The sequence below is a fragment of the Capnocytophaga canimorsus genome (genome assembly GCF_002302565.1).
GTDB lineage: Bacteria > Bacteroidota > Bacteroidia > Flavobacteriales > Flavobacteriaceae > Capnocytophaga > Capnocytophaga canimorsus.
In genome coordinates, this window is the sequence record NZ_CP022382.1 from 788,173 (window position 1) to 810,202 (window position 22,030).

The 22,030-nt window shown below is 35.8% G+C and carries 20 protein-coding genes and 1 tRNA gene; 9 read left to right on the top strand and 12 right to left on the bottom strand.

The genetic code is table 11. The features are described from left to right. Positions 1 to 2 precede the first annotated feature (2 nt). From CGC47_RS03445 to CGC47_RS03455, 3 genes are all read left to right on the top strand, one after another. Positions 3 to 1,274 carry an adenylosuccinate synthase gene (locus CGC47_RS03445; protein ID WP_042001771.1) on the top strand — a complete coding sequence of 424 codons (1,272 nt, stop codon included), beginning with the start codon at positions 3 to 5 and terminating at the stop codon, positions 1,272 to 1,274. Positions 1,275 to 1,547: 273 nt separating this feature from the next. Beyond that, positions 1,548 to 3,497: a LysM peptidoglycan-binding domain-containing protein gene (locus CGC47_RS03450; RefSeq protein WP_231552389.1), complete on the top strand. Its 1,950-nt coding sequence runs from the start codon at positions 1,548 to 1,550 to the stop codon at positions 3,495 to 3,497. A gap of 11 nt (positions 3,498 to 3,508) precedes the next feature. Continuing rightward, on the top strand, positions 3,509 to 3,919 hold the full coding sequence (locus CGC47_RS03455; RefSeq protein WP_013997692.1) for an OsmC family protein: 411 nt from the start codon (positions 3,509 to 3,511) through the stop codon (positions 3,917 to 3,919). 33 nt (positions 3,920 to 3,952) lie between these two features. Here CGC47_RS03455 and CGC47_RS10770 read toward each other — a convergent pair whose 3' ends face one another. The 7 genes from CGC47_RS10770 to gcvP all read right to left on the bottom strand — a co-directional run bounded on the left by CGC47_RS10770 (position 3,953) and on the right by gcvP (position 14,822). Next, on the bottom strand, positions 3,953 to 4,483 hold the full coding sequence (locus CGC47_RS10770) for a hypothetical protein (RefSeq protein WP_095899986.1): 531 nt from the start codon (positions 4,481 to 4,483) through the stop codon (positions 3,953 to 3,955). Positions 4,484 to 4,558: 75 nt separating this feature from the next. Next, on the bottom strand, positions 4,559 to 5,953 hold the full coding sequence (locus tag CGC47_RS03465) for an arylsulfatase (protein WP_232779687.1): 1,395 nt from the start codon (positions 5,951 to 5,953) through the stop codon (positions 4,559 to 4,561). Positions 5,954 to 5,965: 12 nt separating this feature from the next. Beyond that, entirely contained in the window at positions 5,966 to 7,732 is a 1,767-nt protein-coding gene (locus CGC47_RS03470) for an ABC transporter ATP-binding protein (protein WP_042001777.1), read from the bottom strand. 146 nt (positions 7,733 to 7,878) lie between these two features. Next, a complete protein-coding gene (locus tag CGC47_RS03475) occupies positions 7,879 to 10,494 on the bottom strand; it encodes a TonB-dependent receptor (protein WP_095899988.1) in 2,616 nt (871 codons plus the stop codon). Between the two features lie 243 nt (positions 10,495 to 10,737). Beyond that, on the bottom strand, positions 10,738 to 11,232 hold the full coding sequence (locus tag CGC47_RS03480; protein WP_042001780.1) for a metallophosphoesterase family protein: 495 nt from the start codon (positions 11,230 to 11,232) through the stop codon (positions 10,738 to 10,740). A 20-nt stretch (positions 11,233 to 11,252) separates the two neighbouring features. Beyond that, positions 11,253 to 11,861: a DUF417 family protein gene (locus CGC47_RS03485; RefSeq protein WP_042001783.1), complete on the bottom strand. Its 609-nt coding sequence runs from the start codon at positions 11,859 to 11,861 to the stop codon at positions 11,253 to 11,255. 114 nt (positions 11,862 to 11,975) lie between these two features. Further along, positions 11,976 to 14,822 (bottom strand): aminomethyl-transferring glycine dehydrogenase, encoded by a 2,847-nt coding sequence (gene gcvP, locus CGC47_RS03490; RefSeq protein WP_095899989.1) that lies wholly within the window; start codon positions 14,820 to 14,822, stop codon positions 11,976 to 11,978. Between the two features lie 219 nt (positions 14,823 to 15,041). Between gcvP and CGC47_RS03495 the strand changes: the two genes are divergently transcribed. Then, positions 15,042 to 15,857 carry a hypothetical protein gene (locus CGC47_RS03495; protein ID WP_042001786.1) on the top strand — a complete coding sequence of 272 codons (816 nt, stop codon included), beginning with the start codon at positions 15,042 to 15,044 and terminating at the stop codon, positions 15,855 to 15,857. 3 nt (positions 15,858 to 15,860) lie between these two features. Here CGC47_RS03495 and CGC47_RS03500 read toward each other — a convergent pair whose 3' ends face one another. After that, positions 15,861 to 16,508, bottom strand: coding sequence for an outer membrane beta-barrel protein (locus CGC47_RS03500; RefSeq protein WP_042001789.1), 648 nt, complete (start codon positions 16,506 to 16,508; stop codon positions 15,861 to 15,863). A gap of 262 nt (positions 16,509 to 16,770) precedes the next feature. Here CGC47_RS03500 and CGC47_RS03505 point away from each other — a divergent pair, with 262 nt between their 5' ends. The 5 genes from CGC47_RS03505 (at position 16,771) to CGC47_RS10715 (ending at position 18,752) form a co-directional block, all read left to right on the top strand. After that, a complete protein-coding gene (locus CGC47_RS03505; protein ID WP_042001792.1) occupies positions 16,771 to 16,953 on the top strand; it encodes a DNA methyltransferase in 183 nt (60 codons plus the stop codon). A gap of 12 nt (positions 16,954 to 16,965) precedes the next feature. Next, a complete protein-coding gene (locus CGC47_RS03510) occupies positions 16,966 to 17,367 on the top strand; it encodes a YopX family protein (RefSeq protein WP_042001794.1) in 402 nt (133 codons plus the stop codon). A gap of 107 nt (positions 17,368 to 17,474) precedes the next feature. Further along, positions 17,475 to 17,966: a DUF4373 domain-containing protein gene (locus tag CGC47_RS03515; protein WP_052456183.1), complete on the top strand. Its 492-nt coding sequence runs from the start codon at positions 17,475 to 17,477 to the stop codon at positions 17,964 to 17,966. 157 nt (positions 17,967 to 18,123) lie between these two features. Further along, on the top strand, positions 18,124 to 18,309 hold the full coding sequence (locus CGC47_RS03520; protein WP_042001797.1) for a type II toxin-antitoxin system HicA family toxin: 186 nt from the start codon (positions 18,124 to 18,126) through the stop codon (positions 18,307 to 18,309). 41 nt (positions 18,310 to 18,350) lie between these two features. Next, a complete protein-coding gene (locus CGC47_RS10715; protein WP_042001799.1) occupies positions 18,351 to 18,752 on the top strand; it encodes a type II toxin-antitoxin system HicB family antitoxin in 402 nt (133 codons plus the stop codon). Between the two features lie 49 nt (positions 18,753 to 18,801). Here CGC47_RS10715 and CGC47_RS03530 read toward each other — a convergent pair whose 3' ends face one another. From CGC47_RS03530 to ribD, 4 genes are all read right to left on the bottom strand, one after another. Next, positions 18,802 to 20,067, bottom strand: coding sequence for a tyrosine-type recombinase/integrase (locus tag CGC47_RS03530; protein ID WP_095899991.1), 1,266 nt, complete (start codon positions 20,065 to 20,067; stop codon positions 18,802 to 18,804). A 56-nt stretch (positions 20,068 to 20,123) separates the two neighbouring features. Further along, positions 20,124 to 20,197 (bottom strand) — tRNA-Met (locus CGC47_RS03535). Between the two features lie 137 nt (positions 20,198 to 20,334). Further along, positions 20,335 to 20,940, bottom strand: a complete 606-nt coding sequence (locus CGC47_RS03540; protein ID WP_042001801.1) for an IMPACT family protein — start codon at positions 20,938 to 20,940, stop codon at positions 20,335 to 20,337. Next, the gene (ribD, locus tag CGC47_RS03545) at positions 20,937 to 21,983 is read right to left on the bottom strand and encodes a bifunctional diaminohydroxyphosphoribosylaminopyrimidine deaminase/5-amino-6-(5-phosphoribosylamino)uracil reductase RibD (protein ID WP_095899992.1); all 1,047 of its coding nucleotides are present in this window, start codon (positions 21,981 to 21,983) and stop codon (positions 20,937 to 20,939) included. The genes CGC47_RS03540 and ribD overlap by 4 nt, the downstream gene beginning before the upstream one ends. Positions 21,984 to 22,030 lie beyond the last annotated feature (47 nt).

Genomic DNA, 22,030 nt, shown 5'->3' on the forward strand with positions numbered 1-22,030 from the left:
AGATGGCAGTAGATTTATTACTCGGTTTGCAATGGGGCGACGAGGGAAAAGGAAAAATTGTAGATGTTTTAACACAAAACTATGATATTATAGCTCGGTTTCAAGGAGGTCCAAATGCGGGACATACCCTAGAATTCAACGGAATAAAACACGTTTTACATACTATTCCTTCAGGAATTTTTCATAAAAATGCCATAAATGTGGTAGGCAACGGGGTGGTTATTGACCCCATTATCTTTAAAAAAGAGATGGATGCACTTAAAAAATTTGACATCAATCTTAAAGAGCGTTTGTTAATTTCACGCAAAGCGCACCTAATTTTACCCACACATCGGCTACTTGATGCTGCCTCAGAGGCATCAAAGGGCAAAGCAAAAATCGGATCTACACTCAAAGGTATTGGTCCAACTTATATGGATAAAACAGGACGCAATGGGCTACGCATAGGCGATATTGAACTTTCTGATTTTGAGACTCGTTATCGTAACCTTGCCGATAAACACGAAGAGATGATTTCGCATTACAACGTGGATATTGAATATAACCTTCAAGAATTGGAAAATGAGTTCTTTGAAGCCATCAAAACCTTAAAAAATCTGACCTTTATCGATAGTGAAGAATATATGCATCAAGCCATCAAAAGCGGGAAGAAAATCCTTGCCGAAGGGGCTCAAGGTTCACTTTTAGATATTGATTTTGGTACTTATCCGTTTGTAACTTCATCAAATACCACAGCCGCTGGAGCTTGTACCGGATTAGGGGTAGCTCCTACCCAAATTGGGGAGGTTATCGGTATTTTCAAGGCATATACCACCCGTGTAGGAAGCGGTCCGTTCCCTACGGAACTTTTCGATGAAGTAGGAGAAACTATGGGACGAGTAGGTAATGAATTTGGGGCTACAACGGGCAGAAAGCGCCGTTGTGGATGGTTGGATTTGGTTGCCTTAAAATATGCTGTACGCGTCAATGGGGTTACCCAACTAATGATGATGAAAGCCGATGTTTTAAGCGGATTCGACACCTTAAAGGTTTGTACTGCATACCAATATCAAGGCAAAGAAACGGATTATCTGCCTTACAATATTGAGCCACACAATGTGACTCCTATATATACCGAATTGAAAGGTTGGTCAGAAGATTTAACCAAACTTAAAGCAAACGAAGAACTTCCCAAAGAACTGATGGATTATATCCTTTTCTTGGAAGAAGCCTTGGAAGTACCCATTACGGTAGTTTCGGTAGGTCCAGATAGGACTCAAACCATTGAAAGATAAAACCTCGTAAGAAAATGGTAAAAACAAAAATCCTTCGGTAGTACCGAAGGATTTTTTATAACTTTATACCAATTTAAGTAAGAAATAGGTATTCAAGGTTTTAAACTAATAAGTTTCGTTTAAAATTTGGTGAAATTTCACCAAATTTTAACATTAACTCATTAAGAAAATTTCTTCTCTTTTACTTTATTCTTTACGTTTTATCCTTAAACTTCCCCTTGCCTACTTCAAACTTTAATTGTAATTTTGCGTACTGCATTAAAACAATTGAAAATGAAAGTATCAAACAAAAAAATATTTCGCTGGGGAAGAAAATCTATCTTTTTTGCTTTTATGGTTATGTACGGTTGGGGTTGGGCTCAACAACAAAGCTATACCGTTAAAGAAAATGACCATTTGGATGAAATCGCTAAAATTTACAGAATTTCCCCAAAAGACATTCTTAAACTAAACCCAAGTGCCGAAAACGGGATAAAATCAGGATTGGTACTCACCATCCCGCTAGGAAATGTAAAGCACTACAACACTCAAAAACCTTCTGGATTTAAAAAGCATATTGTAACCAGCCAAGAAACCATATTTGGACTCTCACAGAAATATGGGCTCTCTATGGATACCCTTAAACGATACAATATGGATTTGTACACCAGAGGATTAAAAGAAGGAGAAGAAATTACCATTCCTACCTATGAACAGAAAGTAGAAATGGTACAAAAAGGCATCTTTGGACAGAAAAAATACGTAGTAAAACCTAAAGAAGGATTATGGCGAATTGCTCAAAATCATCAAACTACACAACAGGTTTTAGAACGTATGAATCCGGGTATCAATGCTGATAATCTTAAAGAAGGACAAGAAATTTGGATTCCTTCCTTCTCCGATACTGCCGATACATCTCACCCACAAGATGCCGTTTTGTACTTCGCCGAAAAAGGAGAAGGTTTTTATAGCTTGGAGCGTAAATTCGGGCTATCGGAAGCCGAACTTATCCGATTAAATCCAGAATTGAAAAAAGGCCTGAAATCAGACTCTCAGATATGGATTCCGAAGGCAAATTTTGAACGCTTTAAAAATGCTTCTACCTATGACCTCGACCTGAATAGCTCTCCAAAAGATTCAAATCTAAATTTGGAGTCGTTAGCATCAACCAAAAATGTAAAAGAAATTTCTTATATCCTCCCTTTCAGAGTTCAAAATATTAAAAATGAAGGAGATATATATCTTACCTTAAAAAATCGGTTGACCAGTGATAGAGATAAAATCACACAATATGCTACCGATTTCTATACAGGGGCTTTAATCGCTTTGGATTCTTTACAAAAAATGGGTTACCAATTCAAAGTCAATGTTTTTGACAGTGAAGGCTCAGAGAAAAGTATTGCTAAAATCAGTAATAATGAATCAGTTCGTAAATCGCAACTCATCATTGGTCCTTTCCTTGCCAAACCTTTCAATACCCTATCTGACCATATCACAAGCCCTGAAACTATCATTCTTGCGCCACTTTCCAATAAAAATATTGATTTGAAGCCTAATGTTTTCCAAACATTACCTCCCGATGAAATTCAACAGCTAAAAATGCTAAACTATATCACTGACAACTTTTCAAATTCCAAAATTTTTATTCTGGCAGATGCAAAAAACGCTACAATCCGTGAAAAATTACAACATCAATTTCCTTCAGCAATAGTAATTGACAATGTAACTAGTGGTAGCATACAAAAAGTGATTGACCCTCAAAAAAATAATCTCTTCCTGTTACAATCCAACGATATTGCGTATGTTACCAACACAATTCAAGCATTACACAACATTTACATTCAAAACAATAAGTTACAAATTGTTTTAGCCACCATTGAAAAAGGAAGTGTTTACGACAATAATAACATTTCCCTTACTCAATTGTCTGACCTAAAATTTACTTATCCTTCATTCAATAAACATAGCGATGGGGCTGATTATTTTTCAAAACAATACTTCAAAACCTATGGCATTTTACCTAACCGATACGCCATACGAGGTTTTGACTTAACGATGGATGCCGTATTACGTTTGGCTGTAACTGCTAATTTTTCTAATGCGAGTTCCATTATTGAAGAAACTTCACACGTAGAAAACAAGTTCTTCTACCAAAAAAATCCCTTAAAAGGAGGAGGATATGAAAATCAAGGAGTTTATATTATGAAATACGAAAACTTAGAAATTAAAGAAGCCAATAATTAAAAACATCAGATATGAGTATTACTGCAAAAGCCACCTATTTGGGTGATTTACGAACTGAGTGGGAACACATTAAATCGGGCAATAAAATAGTAACCGATGCCCCTACAGATAATAATGGAAAAGGACAATCTTTTTCGCCTTCTGATACTGTAGCTACTGCCCTTGCGGGTTGTATGATGACTATTATGGGAATTAAAGCCCGTGATTTGGATATTGATTTAACTGGAATGACCGCTGAAATTACCAAACATATGGGAGAAAATCCACGAAGAATTGCACAAATAGATGTCTTTTTTCAAATCCCTGTGCAAGTAAACCAAAAACACAAAACTATTTTGGAAAATGCTGCTAAAACTTGTCCTGTAGGAAAAAGTTTACACCCTGAAATTGTACAAAATATTGAATTCCATTGGAAAATGTAAAAAATAAAGCCTCCCTTTGGGAGGCTTTATTTTTTACATCAATCTTTTCGCTTTATTCTCTAATTTGAAAAGTTCGGTATTTAATTTGTTAAGCTGCTGCTCTTTTTTAAGAATGCGCTCTTTGTATTTGATTTCATCATTAGGAGAAAGTTTACCTTTCATTTTTTTCATTTCGAACTTATTCTTTTCCTTAGCAATTTCAGACTGTTTATCGGCAATTTTAGTTCTCATTCCTTGAACCTTAACTTGCAATTTAGCGTACTCTTTTTTTCGTTTTTCTGCTTGTACTAAGGCTTTTTGTCTTTCTTTTTCAGCTCTCTCTGCTTCTTTTTGGGCTTTTTCTTTAGCCTTCTGAGCCTTCTTTTCAGCTTTCAACTGCTGCTTTTCAGCTTTCAACTGCTGCTTTTCAGCTTTCAACTGCTGCTTTTCAGCTTTCAAAGTTTCTTTTTCTGCTTTAAGTTCTGCTTCTGTTTTAGCCATCGGAACTATTAATGAATCAGTAACCTGTTGAGCAAAAGACAATTGTGCCAAAAGAATAGCACCCATAAATAAGTATGATTTCATAATGCTTTTATTTTAAATTCGGGGGCGAATGTACACAAAATAATGTTTCATTCATATCATTTTATGAAAACATTATCATTTATTCTTTTTAAAGGTAAAATTAAAAATTTCACTACGAGTACGAACTCCATCTAAATATTTGGTCATTTTTCGGGCTTTACAAGGATACTTATCCGCCAAATTACGAGTTTCCGAAACATCGTCTTTGAGATTGTAAAGCTCTATTTTTCCTTTAGGGTCTTGGCTTACATTCAAACGAATTGCCTTCCAATTGCCTTTTATAAGAGCTTGTTTACCACCAAACTCGTGAAATTCCCAATACAAATATTTATGCTTTTTTTGTCTTTTACCCAACAATGCATTTTTGAACGATATCCCATCTAAGGGATCATTTTTGGAAAGAGAAACCCCAGCTACTTCTGAAAAAGTAGGATATAGGTCCCAAAAACCTCCTCTGAAATTACTTTGCGAATTGGGGGCTACGTGTCCTTTCCAACGCACAATGAAAGGTACTCGAATTCCGCCCTCATATAGGTCACGTTTTACTCCTCGATACTCCCCACTACTTTGAAAATATGCTACATCTTGAGCAGTTCTTCCGCCTTCTACGTGAGTCCCATTATCACTTGAAAAAATAATTATAGTGTTATCATCAATATTTTTATCAGCTACTTTTTGAAGTATTTGCCCCACGTAATAATCAATACTTGAAACCATAGCAGCATAGGCGGCCTTCGGAAATTCTTGAGCTCCATAATGTCCGCCTTTGAACGCTTTCTCGTTGGGGTGAATACTTGTTCCATTACTATCAAATTGTTTTTCATAATGGATGTCAGCCACGGAAAGTTCGGCGTGTGGCACAGTGAGTGATAAATATATAAAGAACGGAGATTTATTGGCATTTTTATCAATAAAATCAAGGGTTTGATTCAAAAAATAGTCGTTAGCATAGGTTCCTTGCTGTAATGCCATTCGTTCTAATCGTCCTTGACGGATAACATCAAGGCTATCAGGGGTTTGGAAATGAGCATCTATATGATGTAAAAAACCTGCAAAGGCATCAAAACCTCTGCTTAATGGTGTACTAGGGCTGTTTTTAAGTCCCATTCCCCATTTGCCAAAGATAGCATTTTGGTAACCTGCCTTTTTCAAAATTTCAGGAAATATTTGTTTTTTATCATCTAAAGGATATTCACCATTGCCACGCACTTTGGTATGCCCCGTATGCTGACCTGTTAGCATTGAAGCACGAGAGGGAGCACAAACGGTACTTCCTGCATAGAAATCAGAAAAAGTCATTCCTTCATCGGATAACTTCTGAATATTAGGAGTTTGAATTGTTTTTTGTCCATAGGGAGACACATCACCAATCCCCATATCATCAGCAAGAATGAAAATAATATTGGGCTTGTCTTGGGCTTGTATAACCCCTAAAAAAAATAACATCAGAATACTAAATGATAATCTCATAATATAATTATTTTATTGGTTTTCAATCTCTTTCTTATTAAATTGAACTTCATATAAATTTCGATAATATCCGTTTTCCAAAGCTAACAATTCTCGGTGCGAGCCCGTTTCAACAATACTGCCTTTATCCAAAACGATAATCTTATCCGCTTTTTCGATGGTAGTAAGACGATGCGCAATAATTATAGAGGTTCTACCTCGTGTTATCTTATCGGTTGCCTGTTGGATAAGTTTTTCAGAATACGTATCTACCGAAGAAGTAGCTTCATCTAAAATAAGAATTTCAGGTTGATATACATAAGCTCTCAGAAATGCAATAAGCTGACGTTGCCCAGCAGAAAGCATTGTACCTCGCTCCTTCACATTGTAGTGATATCCTTCTGGAAGTTGCATTAAAAAATCGTGAATACCGATGTCTTTAGCTGCTTGTATCACCTCTTCTTCAGTAATTTGAGGATTCTGTAACGTAATGTTGTTTAAAATACTATCAGCGAACAGAAATACATCTTGAAGCACTACCCCAATGTGTTTGCGTAAAGAATCAAGGGTTAGAGTACTGATATCAACCTCATCAATATAAATAGCCCCACTTTTAATATCGTAAAAACGACTAAGCAAATTTATTATTGTTGATTTTCCTGCACCTGTAGCTCCAACAATAGCCACAGTTTGCCCTTGTTTTACTTCAAACGTAATTCCTTTTAAAACTTCTTCATTAGGAGTATATTCAAAACGAACATTTTCAAAACGAATATTTCCTTGAACCGCTTTAAGCTCTTTGCCTCCTCCTTTTTCTAGATTTTCATCGGCTTCCAAAATGGCGAAAACCCGTTCGGAGGCTATAACTCCCATTTGTAGAGTGTTAAATTTATCGGCAATATGGCGAAGCGGACGAAAAAGCATCTGCGAGAGTTGTATGAATAGGAAAATCGTTCCTAAATCCAAAGAATTGTCTAAAATGGCGTGAAAACCTCCGTACCAAACAATCAGTGTAATGGTTATAGACGAGAGTAAATCACCTACAGGAAAAAAAATAGAGTTGTACCAAATGGTTCTGAGCCAACCCTTTTTATGTTTTTCGTTAATACTCTTAAACTTATCAAATTCAGCTTGTTCTCGAGCAAAAAGCTGAACAATTTTCATACCCGAAATACGTTCTTGTACAAAAGCATTAAGATTTGCCACTTCCTTTCGAACATCAGAAAAAGCAGACTTCATCGACTTTTGAAACCAACGTGTTGCATATAAAATAATAGGCATCGTGATATAACTTATCAGAGCCAAACGCCAATCCACAAAAAACATTACCCCAGTAATCACCGCCATTTTAAGCAAATCACTAGCTATTTCAAATAATCCGGAACTAAACACCTCGCCTATTCGTTCCATATCGTTTACCGCACGAGTAACCAATACTCCCACTGATGATTTGTCGTAATATTTCATTTTTAATTGCAACAAATGGGAAAATAGGGCTTTTCGAATATCTCGAATGACGGTTTGCCCCACCCAATTGGCATAAAAAGAGAATAGAATTTGAGTGATAACCTCCAAAATCAATAATCCGACCATAATGCAGGTCATCAGTACAAGCCCATCATAATTCTTCGCTACGATGTAATCATCTATAGTAATTTTAATCAGATAAGGCTGAGCTGTAGCAAAAACTGAAGCCAATACTGCCAAAAAAGCCACCAAAAAAAACGTTGTTTGATAAGGCTTTACAAATTGATATAATTGTTTAAGGGTGCGTGTACTGGTTTTAGAAATTTCCGACATAACAATGTTTTACTTTTCGGGTACGGCAAAGGTAAGAAAAAGATTTTTGTGTTTTTATAAAACAATAAGTACTTATCAAGGCTACAAAACAAGAAACTGCCCGAAATTTTCGAGCAGTTTCTGTTTTATTTCATTGAAATATATTTTTAGAATGAGAACGTAACGTTAAAGTTCCAAGTACGTCCGTATCCGAAACGAACTAAGTTACGTGCATCCAAACCTTTGTATATATCGGTTGTTGTATTATCTACTTTATACACTTTTCCTCTATCTGTGCCAACTTCAGAAATGTAGATAGTATTGAACAAGTTATTAACGTTGAAACGTAGCTTAACATTCGTCTTTTCAAGCATCGGAATTTCGTAAGATATCCCTGCGTCAAATACACTATATGAAGGCAATTTTAAATTATCTTTCAAAACAGCATCGGCATAAAGTTCATCATTATACTTCCAGTCCATATCCATTTTTAAACGTTCGGTAGGCTTAATTACGATACCTAAACCTGCTTGAAATTGTGGAGAATCACCTACTTTACCGCCTTTTACGTCTTCAACTTTTTCATCTGTAAGTACCAAATTATCATCATAAGTCCGTTTTAAGGCGTTATCATCATATTTCCAATTTCCGTAAGATACAAATCCGTTGAAGTTCACGAAAGTTGATGGTTTAAACTTGAAATCAAATTCAGCCCCTTGATGCAATTGTGTAAGACCAGAATTAGTTGTATAAGTAGTTAACCCTGTACCTGTATCAACTTGAGAAGAGGCCGTAACACGATCTTTCCATAAAGTTCTATACAAATTCAAATTCCCACTAAATAAATCACTTACAAACTGATATCCTCCCTCAAAACCTAATATTTTCTCATTTTGGGTTAACGGATTAACATCATTGGTGTAGTTCAGATAGATATTATCGTGATAAGGTTGACGAGAATAATATCCTGCATTAACAAACAAGCTATGTTGCTCATTAACCTTCCAGTTAAATCCTCCTTTGATATTAAATCCGTCATTAGTAACTTTTTCTGCTTTTTGATTGTTTACATCATACTGGTATTCATCTACTCTTTGATGATATTGTTTAGATAGCGACCCTTGCAAATAAGTAGAAATGTGCTGAGTATTGTACTCTACTTGTCCAAAAATACCTCCATAAGTAATGGTCTCACCATAATTCCAATCAATTCTTTCATTATCCTCAACATTTTGAGTTAGTGCTTTCCACGGATTGGTCGTATAACTTTGTGTTACCTTATTTTTCTTATGAAAACGTTTAGCAGAATTATCTTCAATAGCATTTAATCCTAAAAAATCTGTCACCGCTCTAAAGTGGGTTCCTGTATATTGGCGAATATCCGCTCCTATATTTGCGGTAAATTTTTCATTAAACTTGTGTTGGAAATTCGTAACCCCACCAAACCATTGATGATTGTTATACGATGCTCTCATTATAAAAGCATTTGAAAGTCTTAATCGAGTATCAGATATAGCAATTCCTCCAGGTACTTTGCTGTTATTTTCTGCTATTTTATCAAAATCAACAAGACCATTAGACGTATTAACAAACTTTCCTAAACCAGAGGCTCCACCGCCACGTCCTACTGAAGCATATAAAACGGTTGCCAATGAACTTTTATCGGAAATAGTCCAGTCCCAGTTTAAGTTAGCAATCGGTTTGTGGTAAAAATTGCGACGAGCTGACATATATTGTCCGTTAAGATACCCCCAATTGCTGTTATATTTTCTACCATATTTCAAATAATCAGATATTTTTTTGTTGAAATTTTGATCGTGCCATTGCGGAGCGCCGGTTACCAAGAAATTCAACATATGAGCATCATTGAGTTTCCATCCTAATGAAATGAAATAATTTTGTCCTTGTCCTCGTGTTCCGTCATTGTAACCATCTCCTTGCCAATGTGTAAACAAAACACTCGCACCAAAACCATTTTTCATCAAACCTGTATTATATCCTACTGTAGATTTCACATAATTATCATTGGCGTAAGTAGCTTTTACAAAACCTCCTTCTTTCTTATCTGTGGCTTTAGTAACGATATTTACCGTACCTCCTACTGAAGATATTGCCAATTTTGAAGAACCTAAACCACGTTGTACTTGTATGGCATTAGCAATATCAGACAATCCTGACCAGTTGGACCAATACACCTTACCATCTTCCATTCCATTGATAGGCTGTCCGTTAATTAAATAGGCTGTATTATCTTGTTTGAAACCTCGGATATTGATACGAGCATCTCCATATCCCCCAGCTTGTCCAGCCACTTGTACAGAAGGCGTATTTTTCATCAAATCAGGAAATTCTTGATTTCCTGCTTTTTCTACAATTACCGATAACGGAATGGTAGAAACTGCAATAGGTGTTTGACGATCTTTCACCACATCAATAATTCCACTTCCCACTACAATTACTTCATTTAGTGACTCTGCATCAGGCATTAAAGTTACATTTACTGTAGCTTTACCATTTACCAAAGTATAAGGCACTTCCTTGGTTACAAAACCTACATAAGTGAACACCAATACTCCCTTATTTTGGCTAACATTCACGGAGTATTTTCCGTTGAAATCGGTAGAAGCCCCTTGTTTTGTTCCTTTTACCATTATGTTAGCTCCTGGTAAAGACATTGCCATTTCTCCGTCAGAAACTGTTCCTTGTACAATCCCTTGAGAATACACCGCTACTGCCATTAAAAACAGTACGGAAGTTAAAATCCATTTGTTTAATCTTTTCATCAGTTTTTAGTTATAAAGTTTCTCTGTTAGACGGCACAAAAGTGCGCTTTTTTTTAGGCTTCAATGTTAAGCCAATGTTAATTTTAAAACGTTTCTTTTTCCATTTTATTTCATTAAAACAGGGGTTTACGTTTTATATCTTTCAATATTTTAAGAAAAATGCATCTCTTATTTTTCTTAAAAGCTAAAATCAAAAAAAGTTTTTAACCTTTTCAAACGATAAGGATAAAAACGTTTTAAATTTTAAGACGCTCCTAATTCTATTATTTCCATATTTTTGATTTCTGTTTTATGGATTTCAAAACGCAACATCGTTCGTTTTTTATGCCAACCATACTTCCCCGCAGCTCCAGGATTAAGATGTAATAGTTGATTCTTTCTGTCATATATTACTTTCAAAATATGGGAATGTCCTGAAATAAACAACTGTGGCTTTTGAGTTTCAATTTCCTTTTTTGCCAAAGCGGTATATTTTTGAGGATATCCGCCTATATGAATCATCAAAATGGCTACCTCTTCACAAAAAAAACGATTCACCTCCGGAAATTCGGCTCGTATTTTGGCATCATCAATATTACCATAGACCCCCTTTAAAGGCTTTATTTTTTGTAACTGTGTTACCACCTCAATACTACCAAAATCACCACAATGCCATACTTCATCAGCCTCACTTGTATATTGCAAAATACGCTCATCAATATAGCTGTGTGTATCCGAAAGCAAAAGAATTTTAGTCATCTTAGTGAAAAAATAGAAAACTAAGCTGTTTTTCTCAGTATTCGCTGTGCTGCATCGGAAGCTGCTACCAAACCTCCTGCCATCATAATAATATCTTTAAGCACTAAACGTCCTGCCCCTGAAAGATATGGGAAACCATAATTAGGTGTAGGCATATCCCCCCCTAAATTAGGCACATACACCTCTGGAGTGGTGATCAAAAATGAAAGCGTAACGATGGACATTCCAAAGGTAAGTAAACCTCCTACCAAACCTATCTTGGGTGACCAAATGCCCAATAATACCAACAAACCAATAAGGCAAATCACAGTTCCTAAACCATAAGAAAATAGGTAAGTTCCGTTTTGTTTATGCCATTCTATATTCTTAGCCACCATTTTACCTTCAGGATTTTTATGTAACATATACTCGGCTACAGTTTCTCCTTTATCGTTAACCGCTGTTTTTCCTGTATTTTGATAAAAGAAATTCATAAACGGACTATTGATTACAAACGGAACAATCCCATCTGCCTCATACTGAAAGGCTTTCAAACCACCAATCCAAGCCATTACCACAAAAATAGCTACACGAATGAAGTTAATAAAATTTGGCTGACTATTTGCCAAAAAGTGCAATGCGTTTTTCATATAAACTTTTTTAAAATAAAATTAATAACGAGGCGAAATTACAAATAATTCACACAAAATCAAAAATAAAAGACCTTAACGAAAGGTTAAGGTCTTTAGTAAATTATTTAATTATTACATATAACTTTCAATAGGCGCACAAGAACAAATTAGGTTTCGGTCGCCGTGTGCATCATTCACTCTGCGAACGGTTGGCCAGAATTTGTTTTCGGCAATAGATTCCAATGGGAAAGCTGCTTTTTGTCGGCTATATGGCAAATTCCACGTATCGGATGTAATCATTGAAAGCGTATGTGGAGCTTCTTTCAACACGTTGGTCTGGTCAGTTGGAGTAGCTTCTTCAATTTCTCTGCGGATAGAAATCATCGCATCGATGAATAAATCCAATTGAGCTTTGCTTTCACTTTCAGTAGGTTCTACCATCAGCGTTCCTGCCACTGGGAAAGAAAGCGTTGGTGCGTGGAAGCCGTAGTCCATCAAACGTTTAGCAATGTCGATAGCCTCAATACCATTTTGTTTGAACGGACGACAATCCAAAATCATTTCGTGAGCGGCTCTGCCTTGCTCTCCCGTATAAAGGATTTCGTAATGTTTTTTCAAACTTTCTTTTAGGTAGTTCGCATTTAAAATAGCGAATCTTGTTGCGTTTGCCAAGCCTTCGCCTCCCAACATTTTGATGTATGCATAAGAAATTAAACAAACATACGCACTTCCGAAAGGAGCCGAAGAAACTGCCGTGATAGCCTCACTTCCGCCTGTGGCAACTACTGGATTAGTAGGCAAGAACGGAGCCAAATGCTTAGCCACGCAAATAGGTCCTACACCTGGTCCACCACCTCCGTGCGGAATTGCAAAGGTTTTATGCAAGTTCAAATGACAAACGTCTGCTCCAATGGTTCCTGGATTGGTAAGCCCCACTTGAGCATTCATATTTGCCCCGTCCATATACACTTGTCCGCCGTTTTTATGAATAATATCAATAATTTCAACAATAGATGACTCGAAAACCCCGTGTGTTGATGGGTAAGTAATCATCACCGCAGCCAAATTATCTTTGTGTTTTTCAGCCTTTTCTTTCAAATCGGCAACATCGATATTTCCTTTTTCGTCCGTTTTGGTAACCACTACTTGCATTCCTGCCATTACTGCCGAAGCTGGATTTGTTCCGTGAGCTGATGAAGGAATTAAACAAATATTTCGATGTCCTTCTCCGTTAGAAATGTGATACTGACGGATAACCATCAAACCTGCATATTCACCATTAGCTCCCGAATTAGGCTGAAGCGATGTTGCTGCAAATCCAGTGATAACAGAAAGTGATTTTTCAAGCTCGGTAAGCATTTGGTGATAACCTTCTGCCTGATTTTTAGGAACAAACGGGTGAATATTTGCCCACTGAGCCATACTTAAAGGAAGCATTTCGGTAGCTGCATTGAGTTTCATTGTACAAGAACCCAACGAAATCATCGAATGATTTAAAGAAAGGTCTTTTCTTTCTAACTTCTTGATATAACGCATCATATCTGTTTCACTATGATACGAATTGAACACAGGAGCAGTTAAAAATTCACTTTGACGACGCAATGCCTCTGGAATAACACTCTTTTCTTCTAAAGAAGTTAGCTCTACTTTTTGTTTGCCTTCTGCTTCTGCGAAAACTGCTAAAATAGCATTGAGTTCCTCTACTCCCACAGTTTCATTAAGTGAGATATTTACAGTTTCCGCGTCAGGATAGTAGAAATTAATTTGATTAGCTTCGGCTATAGCTTTGATTTTTTCAGCTTTTGCTTTTACTGAAAGTGTATCGAAGAAGTTTTTAGTATTCACTTGGAATCCCAATTTTTCCAAATTGTTTTTCAAAGTTACAGTAGCATTGTGAAGTTTACCAGCGATGAACTCCAAACCTTTTGGTCCGTGATAAACCGCATACATTCCTGCCATTACCGCCAACAACACTTGAGCCGTACAAATATTAGAAGTTGCTTTATCGCGTTTGATATGTTGCTCACGTGTTTGGAGAGCCATTCGCAAAGCTGGATTTCCGTCTGCATCAATAGTAATACCAATGATACGCCCAGGAATGGAACGTTTGTATTCGTCACGTGTTGCAAAATAAGCTGCGTGAGGACCTCCGTAACCCAACGGAATACCAAAACGTTGCGAAGTTCCTACCACCACATCTGCACCAAATTTTGCAGGAGCTTCAAGCAGAACCAAACTCAACAAATCAGCTGCAACAACTACTTTTATATCCAAACTATGAGCTTTAGCTACAAAATCAGCATAATTGTACACCTCTCCGTTAGTTCCTGAAGGATATTGAACAATCGCACCGAAGTAGCTCTCGTCCAAAGTTATCGTTTCGTGATTGCCCACTACTAACTCAATACCAAAAGGAACAGCTCGGGTTTGTAATACAGAAAGCGTTTGTGGAAAAATCGTTTCAGAAACGAAGAATTTATTAACGTTATTCTTTTTCTGCTCGCGAGTACGTAAATCAAGTAACATTGCCATTGCTTCAGCAGCAGCTGTCCCTTCATCTAACAAAGACGCATTGGCAATTTCCATTCCCGTAAGGTCAAGAACAACAGTTTGATAATTAAGTAACGCCTCTAACCTACCTTGTGCAATTTCAGCCTGATACGGCGTGTAAGCAGTGTACCAACCTGGATTTTCAAAAATATTTCGCTTGATTACCGAAGGTGTAATCGCTTCATTGTAACCCAACCCAATATAAGATTTGAAAACTTTATTTTTTTCAGCCAATTCCCCTACGTGTTGTAAAAATTGATATTCGCTGATACCTTTTGGCAGATTTAAAGGCGATTGCAAACGAATATGTTTAGGAATGGTTTGGTCGATTAATTGGTCTAAACTATCAGCACCAATTGCATTGAGCATCTGTGGAACGTCATTATGAGCTATCCCAATATGACGCAATTCAAATTTTTCTGTATTCATAATTGTATGTAAATCAATTTTGATTATTAAACGTACAAATTTAGAATTAAATTTGAGAAATTGCAATTTTTAAATGGAGCAAACTTACGAAATTAATTTACCTCTAAATTTCAGAAGTAATAACCTAATATCTTCTATCAAAACTTTACTCAAACTGTTTTTTATGCGTTTACTCCTCAAACCACGCTGTTTTCATAACGATTTAACTACTTTTGCAGTATGAAATTCATACGAAAATTACTCGATTTTTACCTAAAAAGTAGCTTACACGTGGCACTTGCCCTAACAGCTATGGGATTTATCAGCTTACGAGAGCTTACCAGCAACAACCACTATGTGCTTCTGCCACAACTATTCTTCTTAGGGATTGTTGCCTATAATTTTGTAAAATACATACCCTTCATACTAAAAAACAATAAATCTTTTTCTAAAAAACTAAAAATCATTATTCTAACAAGCTGCTTTTTGAGTTGCTATCTGTTATTTTATTTTACATCTGCCCCTGTTAAAGAAAAACAAATTCTATTCCTCACAATTTTACTGACCTTAGCATATACTTTCCCCATTTTACCTTATAAAAGTAGCCTAAGGCAATTGATAGGAATAAAAACAGCTAGTGTGGCTCTTTGTTGGACATTGATTTCCGTGATTCTTCCCATCATTCATACCGAAATCTCGTTAAACCTAAATGTTTACGCAGCAATTACACAACGTTTCTTATTGGTTTTCGTACTTATTTTACCTTTTGATATTCAAGACATAAAAGAATCAGAATCAGGAAATATTCCAAAAAAGATTGGTATTCTGAACACCAAACGATTAGGCACATTTATACTTACTTTATATACCTTCTTATTCTATTTCAGAACCTTTCCAAGCTCAATATGGTACTGGGCAAACTCAAGCATTGTTTTACTTACAGCGATACTACTTTGGCTGACTCCAGCAAAAAGCAAACATCAGTTACATAGCACTTTTCTTGTGGAAAGTATTCCGATAGTATACGGATTGTGGATATTTTTCTTTTCAAACTAAAATTTAAAATTTGTATCCGACACCGATAAAATGATCAATAATAGGGGTAAAACGTTTTTCATCATCTTTGGAAATGCTTGAACCGAACAAATGCAAACGAGCCTCAATAAATATACGATTTGAAAAATGGTGCTCTAACCCTATAAAAGCTGTCAAATACGTGTTTTTGATATTGTTTGTAATGATTTGCTTTTGAGTAGTTATGGGTCCGAAACTATCGTGAGTGCCGTAAAAATTGGTGATTTTATCCGATTGTGCTGTTGCACGAGCGATATACCCCATATTCATTCCCACTACGAAAGCAGCGCTTTTGCCTTCGTAATACTTAATTGACAAAGGCATTACTATACTTTGCAAACGAATATCTTTGTTATAAGCATAGGCTCTTCGCCTACCATCATAGGGCGGACGATAATTAGAACGTATCCGATTGTATAGTAATTCAGCCTGAAAAGCAAATTTCTCATTATGGCGATACTCCGCAAATCCACCAAAAAAATACGTCCATTTAATACGAGGACTGCCACCATTAGAGTCCGTTCCTAAATTAGAAAATGCTGATCCTCCTTTTACACCATACGTAAATTTATCATTTTGTGCCAATACCAACCAAGGCAAAAACAACATCAGAAACAAGTAAATATTTTTCATTATCAATATTTATGAAACTAAAATCTATTTTTAACAAACAAAGTTTTGTACAAATATATCACTTTTTTACATAACCTCGTAATTGTTGAATATTTACTTTAACTCGATAATGTAAAATTTATAATTGATTATTAGTCAAGAATATTTAAGTGAAATATAAACTTCTTCATATACAAATAAACAATAAGCCAATCGGTATTGATTTTGAGTTCTGCGGGTTTGCAATCTACATATACCGTCGGTAATCCGAAAATGCGTACAAATGTGGAGTAATGTTGGTGAGACGGTTTTTACTCCGTTTTTAGGGATTGGTAGTGAAGTTTATGAGGCTGTAAAACTTGGAAGAAAAGGCATCGGAATAGAACTCAAAGACAAGTACTTTGAAACGGCCGTAAGAAATGTAAATAAAGTTTTAGAAGGTCAAAAACAATTGGCTTTGTTTTAAAAAAATAGAGTTATGCAACGAGAAATAAAATTTAGAGGATTTTCCAAAAGGTTTATACCCAATGAATGGTTTTATGGGGATTTAGTCAATTACATAGGCGAAAAATACATTTTACCTGAAGGACAAGATGTGTGGGATATTATTGGAGACGGCGTAGAGGTTCACTCGGAATCGGTAGGACAATTCACAGGACTTTATGATAAAAATGGTAAAGAGATTTATGAGGGTGACATTTTAGCTCCTATTTCAAAAGTGTCGTTTTATTATGTTGGTTTTGAAAGTGGAATGTTCTGCATTTACAATAATTTAGGAAGATGGGCGACAATGGAAAGAGGTATTGAAATTTACAAAGAATTAAATATTGATTTTGAAATCATCGGCAACATTTACGAAAACCCCGAGTTATTGAAGTAATCACCCCTCCCTCGCTCTATGGCTGACGTTGGTATTTGGGGGACGCCCCGAAGAGTCCAAAATAGGAGGGGGAGGTAAAAATAAGTTCTTAAACGAAAGATAAAAATATGGCACGACCAAATAAACAAGGATTAGATTATTTCCCTTTGGACGTTGGTGTTTTCGAAGATGAGAAAATGTTGGCTATCTCGGGGGAGTTCGCTGTAAAGGGCGAGATAATCGTGTTGCGACTGCTTTGTGAAATTTACCGAAACGGGTATTTCGTGGAGTTTTCGGAACTTTTAAAAAACAAATTGGCAAGGCTCGGCGGGTTATCTGGTGGGCTTATTGAGGAGGTTGTCAAGCAACTTGTTAAATACGGGTTCTTCGATGGGTCTTTATTTAGTGAGTATAATATTTTGACAAGTAAAAATATTCAAAAAACATATTTGGAAGCCACAAAAAGAAGAAAGGAAATCGATATTTCGCAGTTTTGGTTGCTGAACGGAGTTAATGCGAACATTAATAACACTTCAAGCGGAGTTAATGTAAACATTAATCTCAACAGCTTAAACATTTGGCAGGAATTGAAATCAATACATTTCAACTTCACGAAATGAAAAAAGATATTGCGGGTATGAAAGCAGGTATTGATGATATTACCACCAAAGGAATAAAGATTAGATAGATAAAAAGAAACAAAAATGTTTCAAAATATTTGTAAGAAACAAAAATGTTTCATATGTTTGCAATGTTAATTTAAAGTTCATTTAAAAAATGAAGGTATCAGAAATGTTACGTCTTTTAAAAGAAGATGGTTGGTTTCTGCATAGAGAGGGTAAAAAGCACTCTCTATACAAGCACGAGACCAAAACAGGCACTGTGATTTTACCAAGACACCCAGCAACAGAGCTGAAGAAAGGTACAGAGCAGTCGATTCTGAAACAGGCGGGGCTTAAATAAGCCCTGCCCTTTAAATTAGTTAAACTTTGTATTTATAGCTTATGGAAATTAGATTGATTTTAGAGAAATCGGCAACAGGATATTCTGCTTATTCTGAGGACTTGAAAGGTGTTGCAACCGCAGGGGAGACTATTGAAGAAGTAAAAGAAAACTTCAAAGAAGCACTTGATTTGCAAGTAGATTATTTAGAGGAAGAGGGAAAGACAGCAGAAGCTACCGAATTAAGAAATGCAAAGGTTGCTTATTACTTGGACTTGAATACATTTTTTGAATACTATTCCTTGTTCAATAAAAGCGAATTAGCAAAATATTTAGGAATAAATCCAAGTCATTTAAGACGCTTGTCAGGAACAAATATTGAATTATCAGAAAAGAAAGCCTTGCAAATCCAAAACGGATTACATAAATTAGCAGATGATTTAAAGCAAATATGTTTTGCTTAACTTTTGAACTTTTAAATTAACAACAAAGCCCTAAAACATAGGGCTTTTTTTATTTCAATAAATGACTATAATCCTCAGGAAGTTCAGCGTCAATATCACGTAGGTATTGCTGCAAAGCATTCAGCGTTGTGTGCCCTGTGATGAGCATTAGTTTATCATAAGTTTCCATTTGTCCGTATTGGGTTCGGAGTTCTCGATATAGCTTTGTAATAAACGTATGACGAAACGAATACAGCCCATAATCCTTGCCTAAACCTAATTCGTCTTTTACTTTTTTAAAACGCTTACTCCAATAATCCCTTTTATTGGTTTCGTCGGTAGCCCAATGATTTGCTCCGTTTGGTGCAAAAAGATAGAAATCTGGGTTTAAATCTTTGAAATGCTGAATTTCTTTCATCAGAATTTCAGGAATGATTTTGATTTTGACTAATTTATTTTTGGAACGAAGATTCATCTTAGCATCTGCAAAATCAATATCTTTTACTTGGAGACGGCATACTTCAATAGGACGTAAAAAATTGTAGGATACGAATTTCACAAACAGAAGCAAATCCTTATCCTTTTGCTCCATAAGTGTAAACACCTCATTTTGTTGGGTTTTGGTATAGGTTTTGTTGCGTTCAGGTTTAGCTTGTAGTTTTTTGATTTTATCGGTTACATTGTGTGTTACAAGCTCGTCTTCTTCCAAAGTTGAAAAAACAGCACTCAATACAGCAAGAGTATTATTTCGGTTTCTTGGACTGGATTTGATGAGTATGTGATTTAAATACTCGTTAATATCTTTTTTAGTAATATCTGCAATATTTGAGTTATGTAATCCTCGTGCTTTTAAATACCTTTTGAATTGGTTTACACGGCTTTCGTAATCAGTAAAAGTAGTTGATTTAACGATGCTTTTTTTGATTTCGAGAGCATAATCCAAAGCCGAAAAGCAAGTGTATTTATTGTCTGCTTCTTCGCCCTCGTAGGGAGAAAAGCCCTCTTTCAAAAGTTTTTCTACTACATTTCGCAGCCGATGAAAAGCTTTATACCTATCATCAAACTCTTTATATTCCTGATTGAGTTTATAGTAGATTGAGGGCTGTTTAACCATTTTTCCGTCTTTATTTCGGAAATAATAGTAAACATACCAACGTTTGTACTTAGCCATAATTTCCTGCTTCTGTTTGTCTGAAAAAGAAGACAAAGGACTTTCCGAAACGATTTTAGGAAATATTTGAGGTTTTCGGAATGGCTTCATATCTTCGGATTTTGGTAAAGAGAGGTTATACTCGCTTTTATACTCACTACGGATTAAATGGATAATATTCAACATAAAAAAAGAGCTTTTTTGGAGTACAAAAAGCTCTTTTTCAAAAAGTTACAACTTTGTAGCGAAGACGGGAGTTGAACCCGTGACCTCAGGGTTATGAATCCTGCGCTCTAACCGACTGAGCTACCTCGCCATAACACTTATACTCGTAGTTTTGAGGGTGCAAAGGTAATATAATTTTTCTTTTTTACAAGATTTTTTGATACTTTTTTTTCATCTTTTTAAAAGTTTCATTACAAAAACTTATCAATCAAAGAGTTATTTTTTATATCAATTCATACATACATCTAACTCATAAATAGTTTCAAAAACAGAAACGATTTGCTCAGCTTCACTAAATGCCACATCAATGTAAAGTGTACATTTTTCTACCAAAATTTGTTTTGAAACTTGAAGATTCCTTTCTTTTACTACACGCATCACTTTATTCATATTTTTATAATCGAAAGAAATTATAATCGTTTTAGTGATTCGCTTTTCAACAATCTGAACTTTTTCCAAAGTAAGTTGAGCAGTAGTTTTGTAAGCTTGAACTAAACCTCCAACGCCTAACTTAATACCTCCAAAGTATCGTACAACAATCACTAAAATATCCGTTAATTCAAAGGATTGAATTTGCCCATAAATAGGAATACCTGCCGAATTATTAGGTTCTCCATCGTCATTAGCGCGATGTTTTTGCGTTGTACCATTCCCTAATCGCCAAGCATAGCACCAATGTCGTGCCGCGTGATGTACTTTTTTAACATTTTCTAGATGCTTCTTTACCTCATCTTCTGATTTTACAGGAAAAGCATATCCTAAAAACTTACTGCTTTTTTCCTTAAATACAATTTCTTCTACGGAAGTATCTATGGTTTTGTAAGTATCATTCATAACTTCGGATTTTTGTAAATCACTAAACTATCGTTTTCTATTTGCAGTCTCTTTTCAAAAGTTTTTGTGTATAAAGTAGGTGCTTTTTTACCTAAAACGAAATGATTATCCCCGGTAAAAACCCAAGCTTCATCCCATAAATCAGCATCAATAAACTGTTGTATGACGTGCGTTCCTCCTTCCACGATGAGGCTTTGTTTGTTTTTTTGGTATAATAAATTACACACTTGTTTGGGTAGATTTTTTGAGAAATCAATACGTACGATTTCAGTATTTTGAGTATTTTTTTGCTCTTTTTCGGAAAGAAATAGTGTCGGAATTTGTTCATTCCAAACTGAAAAATTTCTTGGAATTTTTAGCTCTCGGTCTATGATTATCCGCAGTGGAGAAGTTCCAGCCCAGTCGCGAGAATCCAACTTAGGATTGTCATCCAAAGCAGTTTGCGTTCCTATTAAAATACTTTGCTCAACACTTCTTAAACGATGAACCCATTGTCGAGAATACGAATTAGTAATCCATTGAGGTGAAGTGCTTTGCCTTTGTTGCGGAGCTATAAATCCATCTTGGGTTTCTGCCCATTTCAAGATAATATATGGACGCTTTAAATTATGAAATGTAAAAAAACGCTTGTTTAAGGCTAAAGATTCTTTGTTTAATACACCTACAAGTGTCTGAATTCCTGAATTTTGTAATTTTTCAATTCCTTTTCCTGCAACTTCTGAAAAAGGGTCAACACTACCTATAACCACTCTTTTGATTCCTTTTTCTACAATTAAATCAGCACAGGGAGGCGTTTTCCCGTAATGGCTACACGGCTCCAAATTGACATAAATGGTACTTTCTGCCAATAATGATTTGTCTTTGACTGCATTGATGGCACATACCTCTGCGTGGGCTTCTCCTGATTTTTTGTGCCAACCTTCTCCGATAATTTTCCCTTGATAAACAATAACGCTACCCACCAACGGATTAGGGTAAGTTGATCCTAAACCGTTTTTAGCCAATTGAATACATCGTTGCATAAAAAATTCGTGTGTAGCCATATCTCTTTTTTATTAGACTGAAATGTTGTAGGTTTAACTTTTTGATT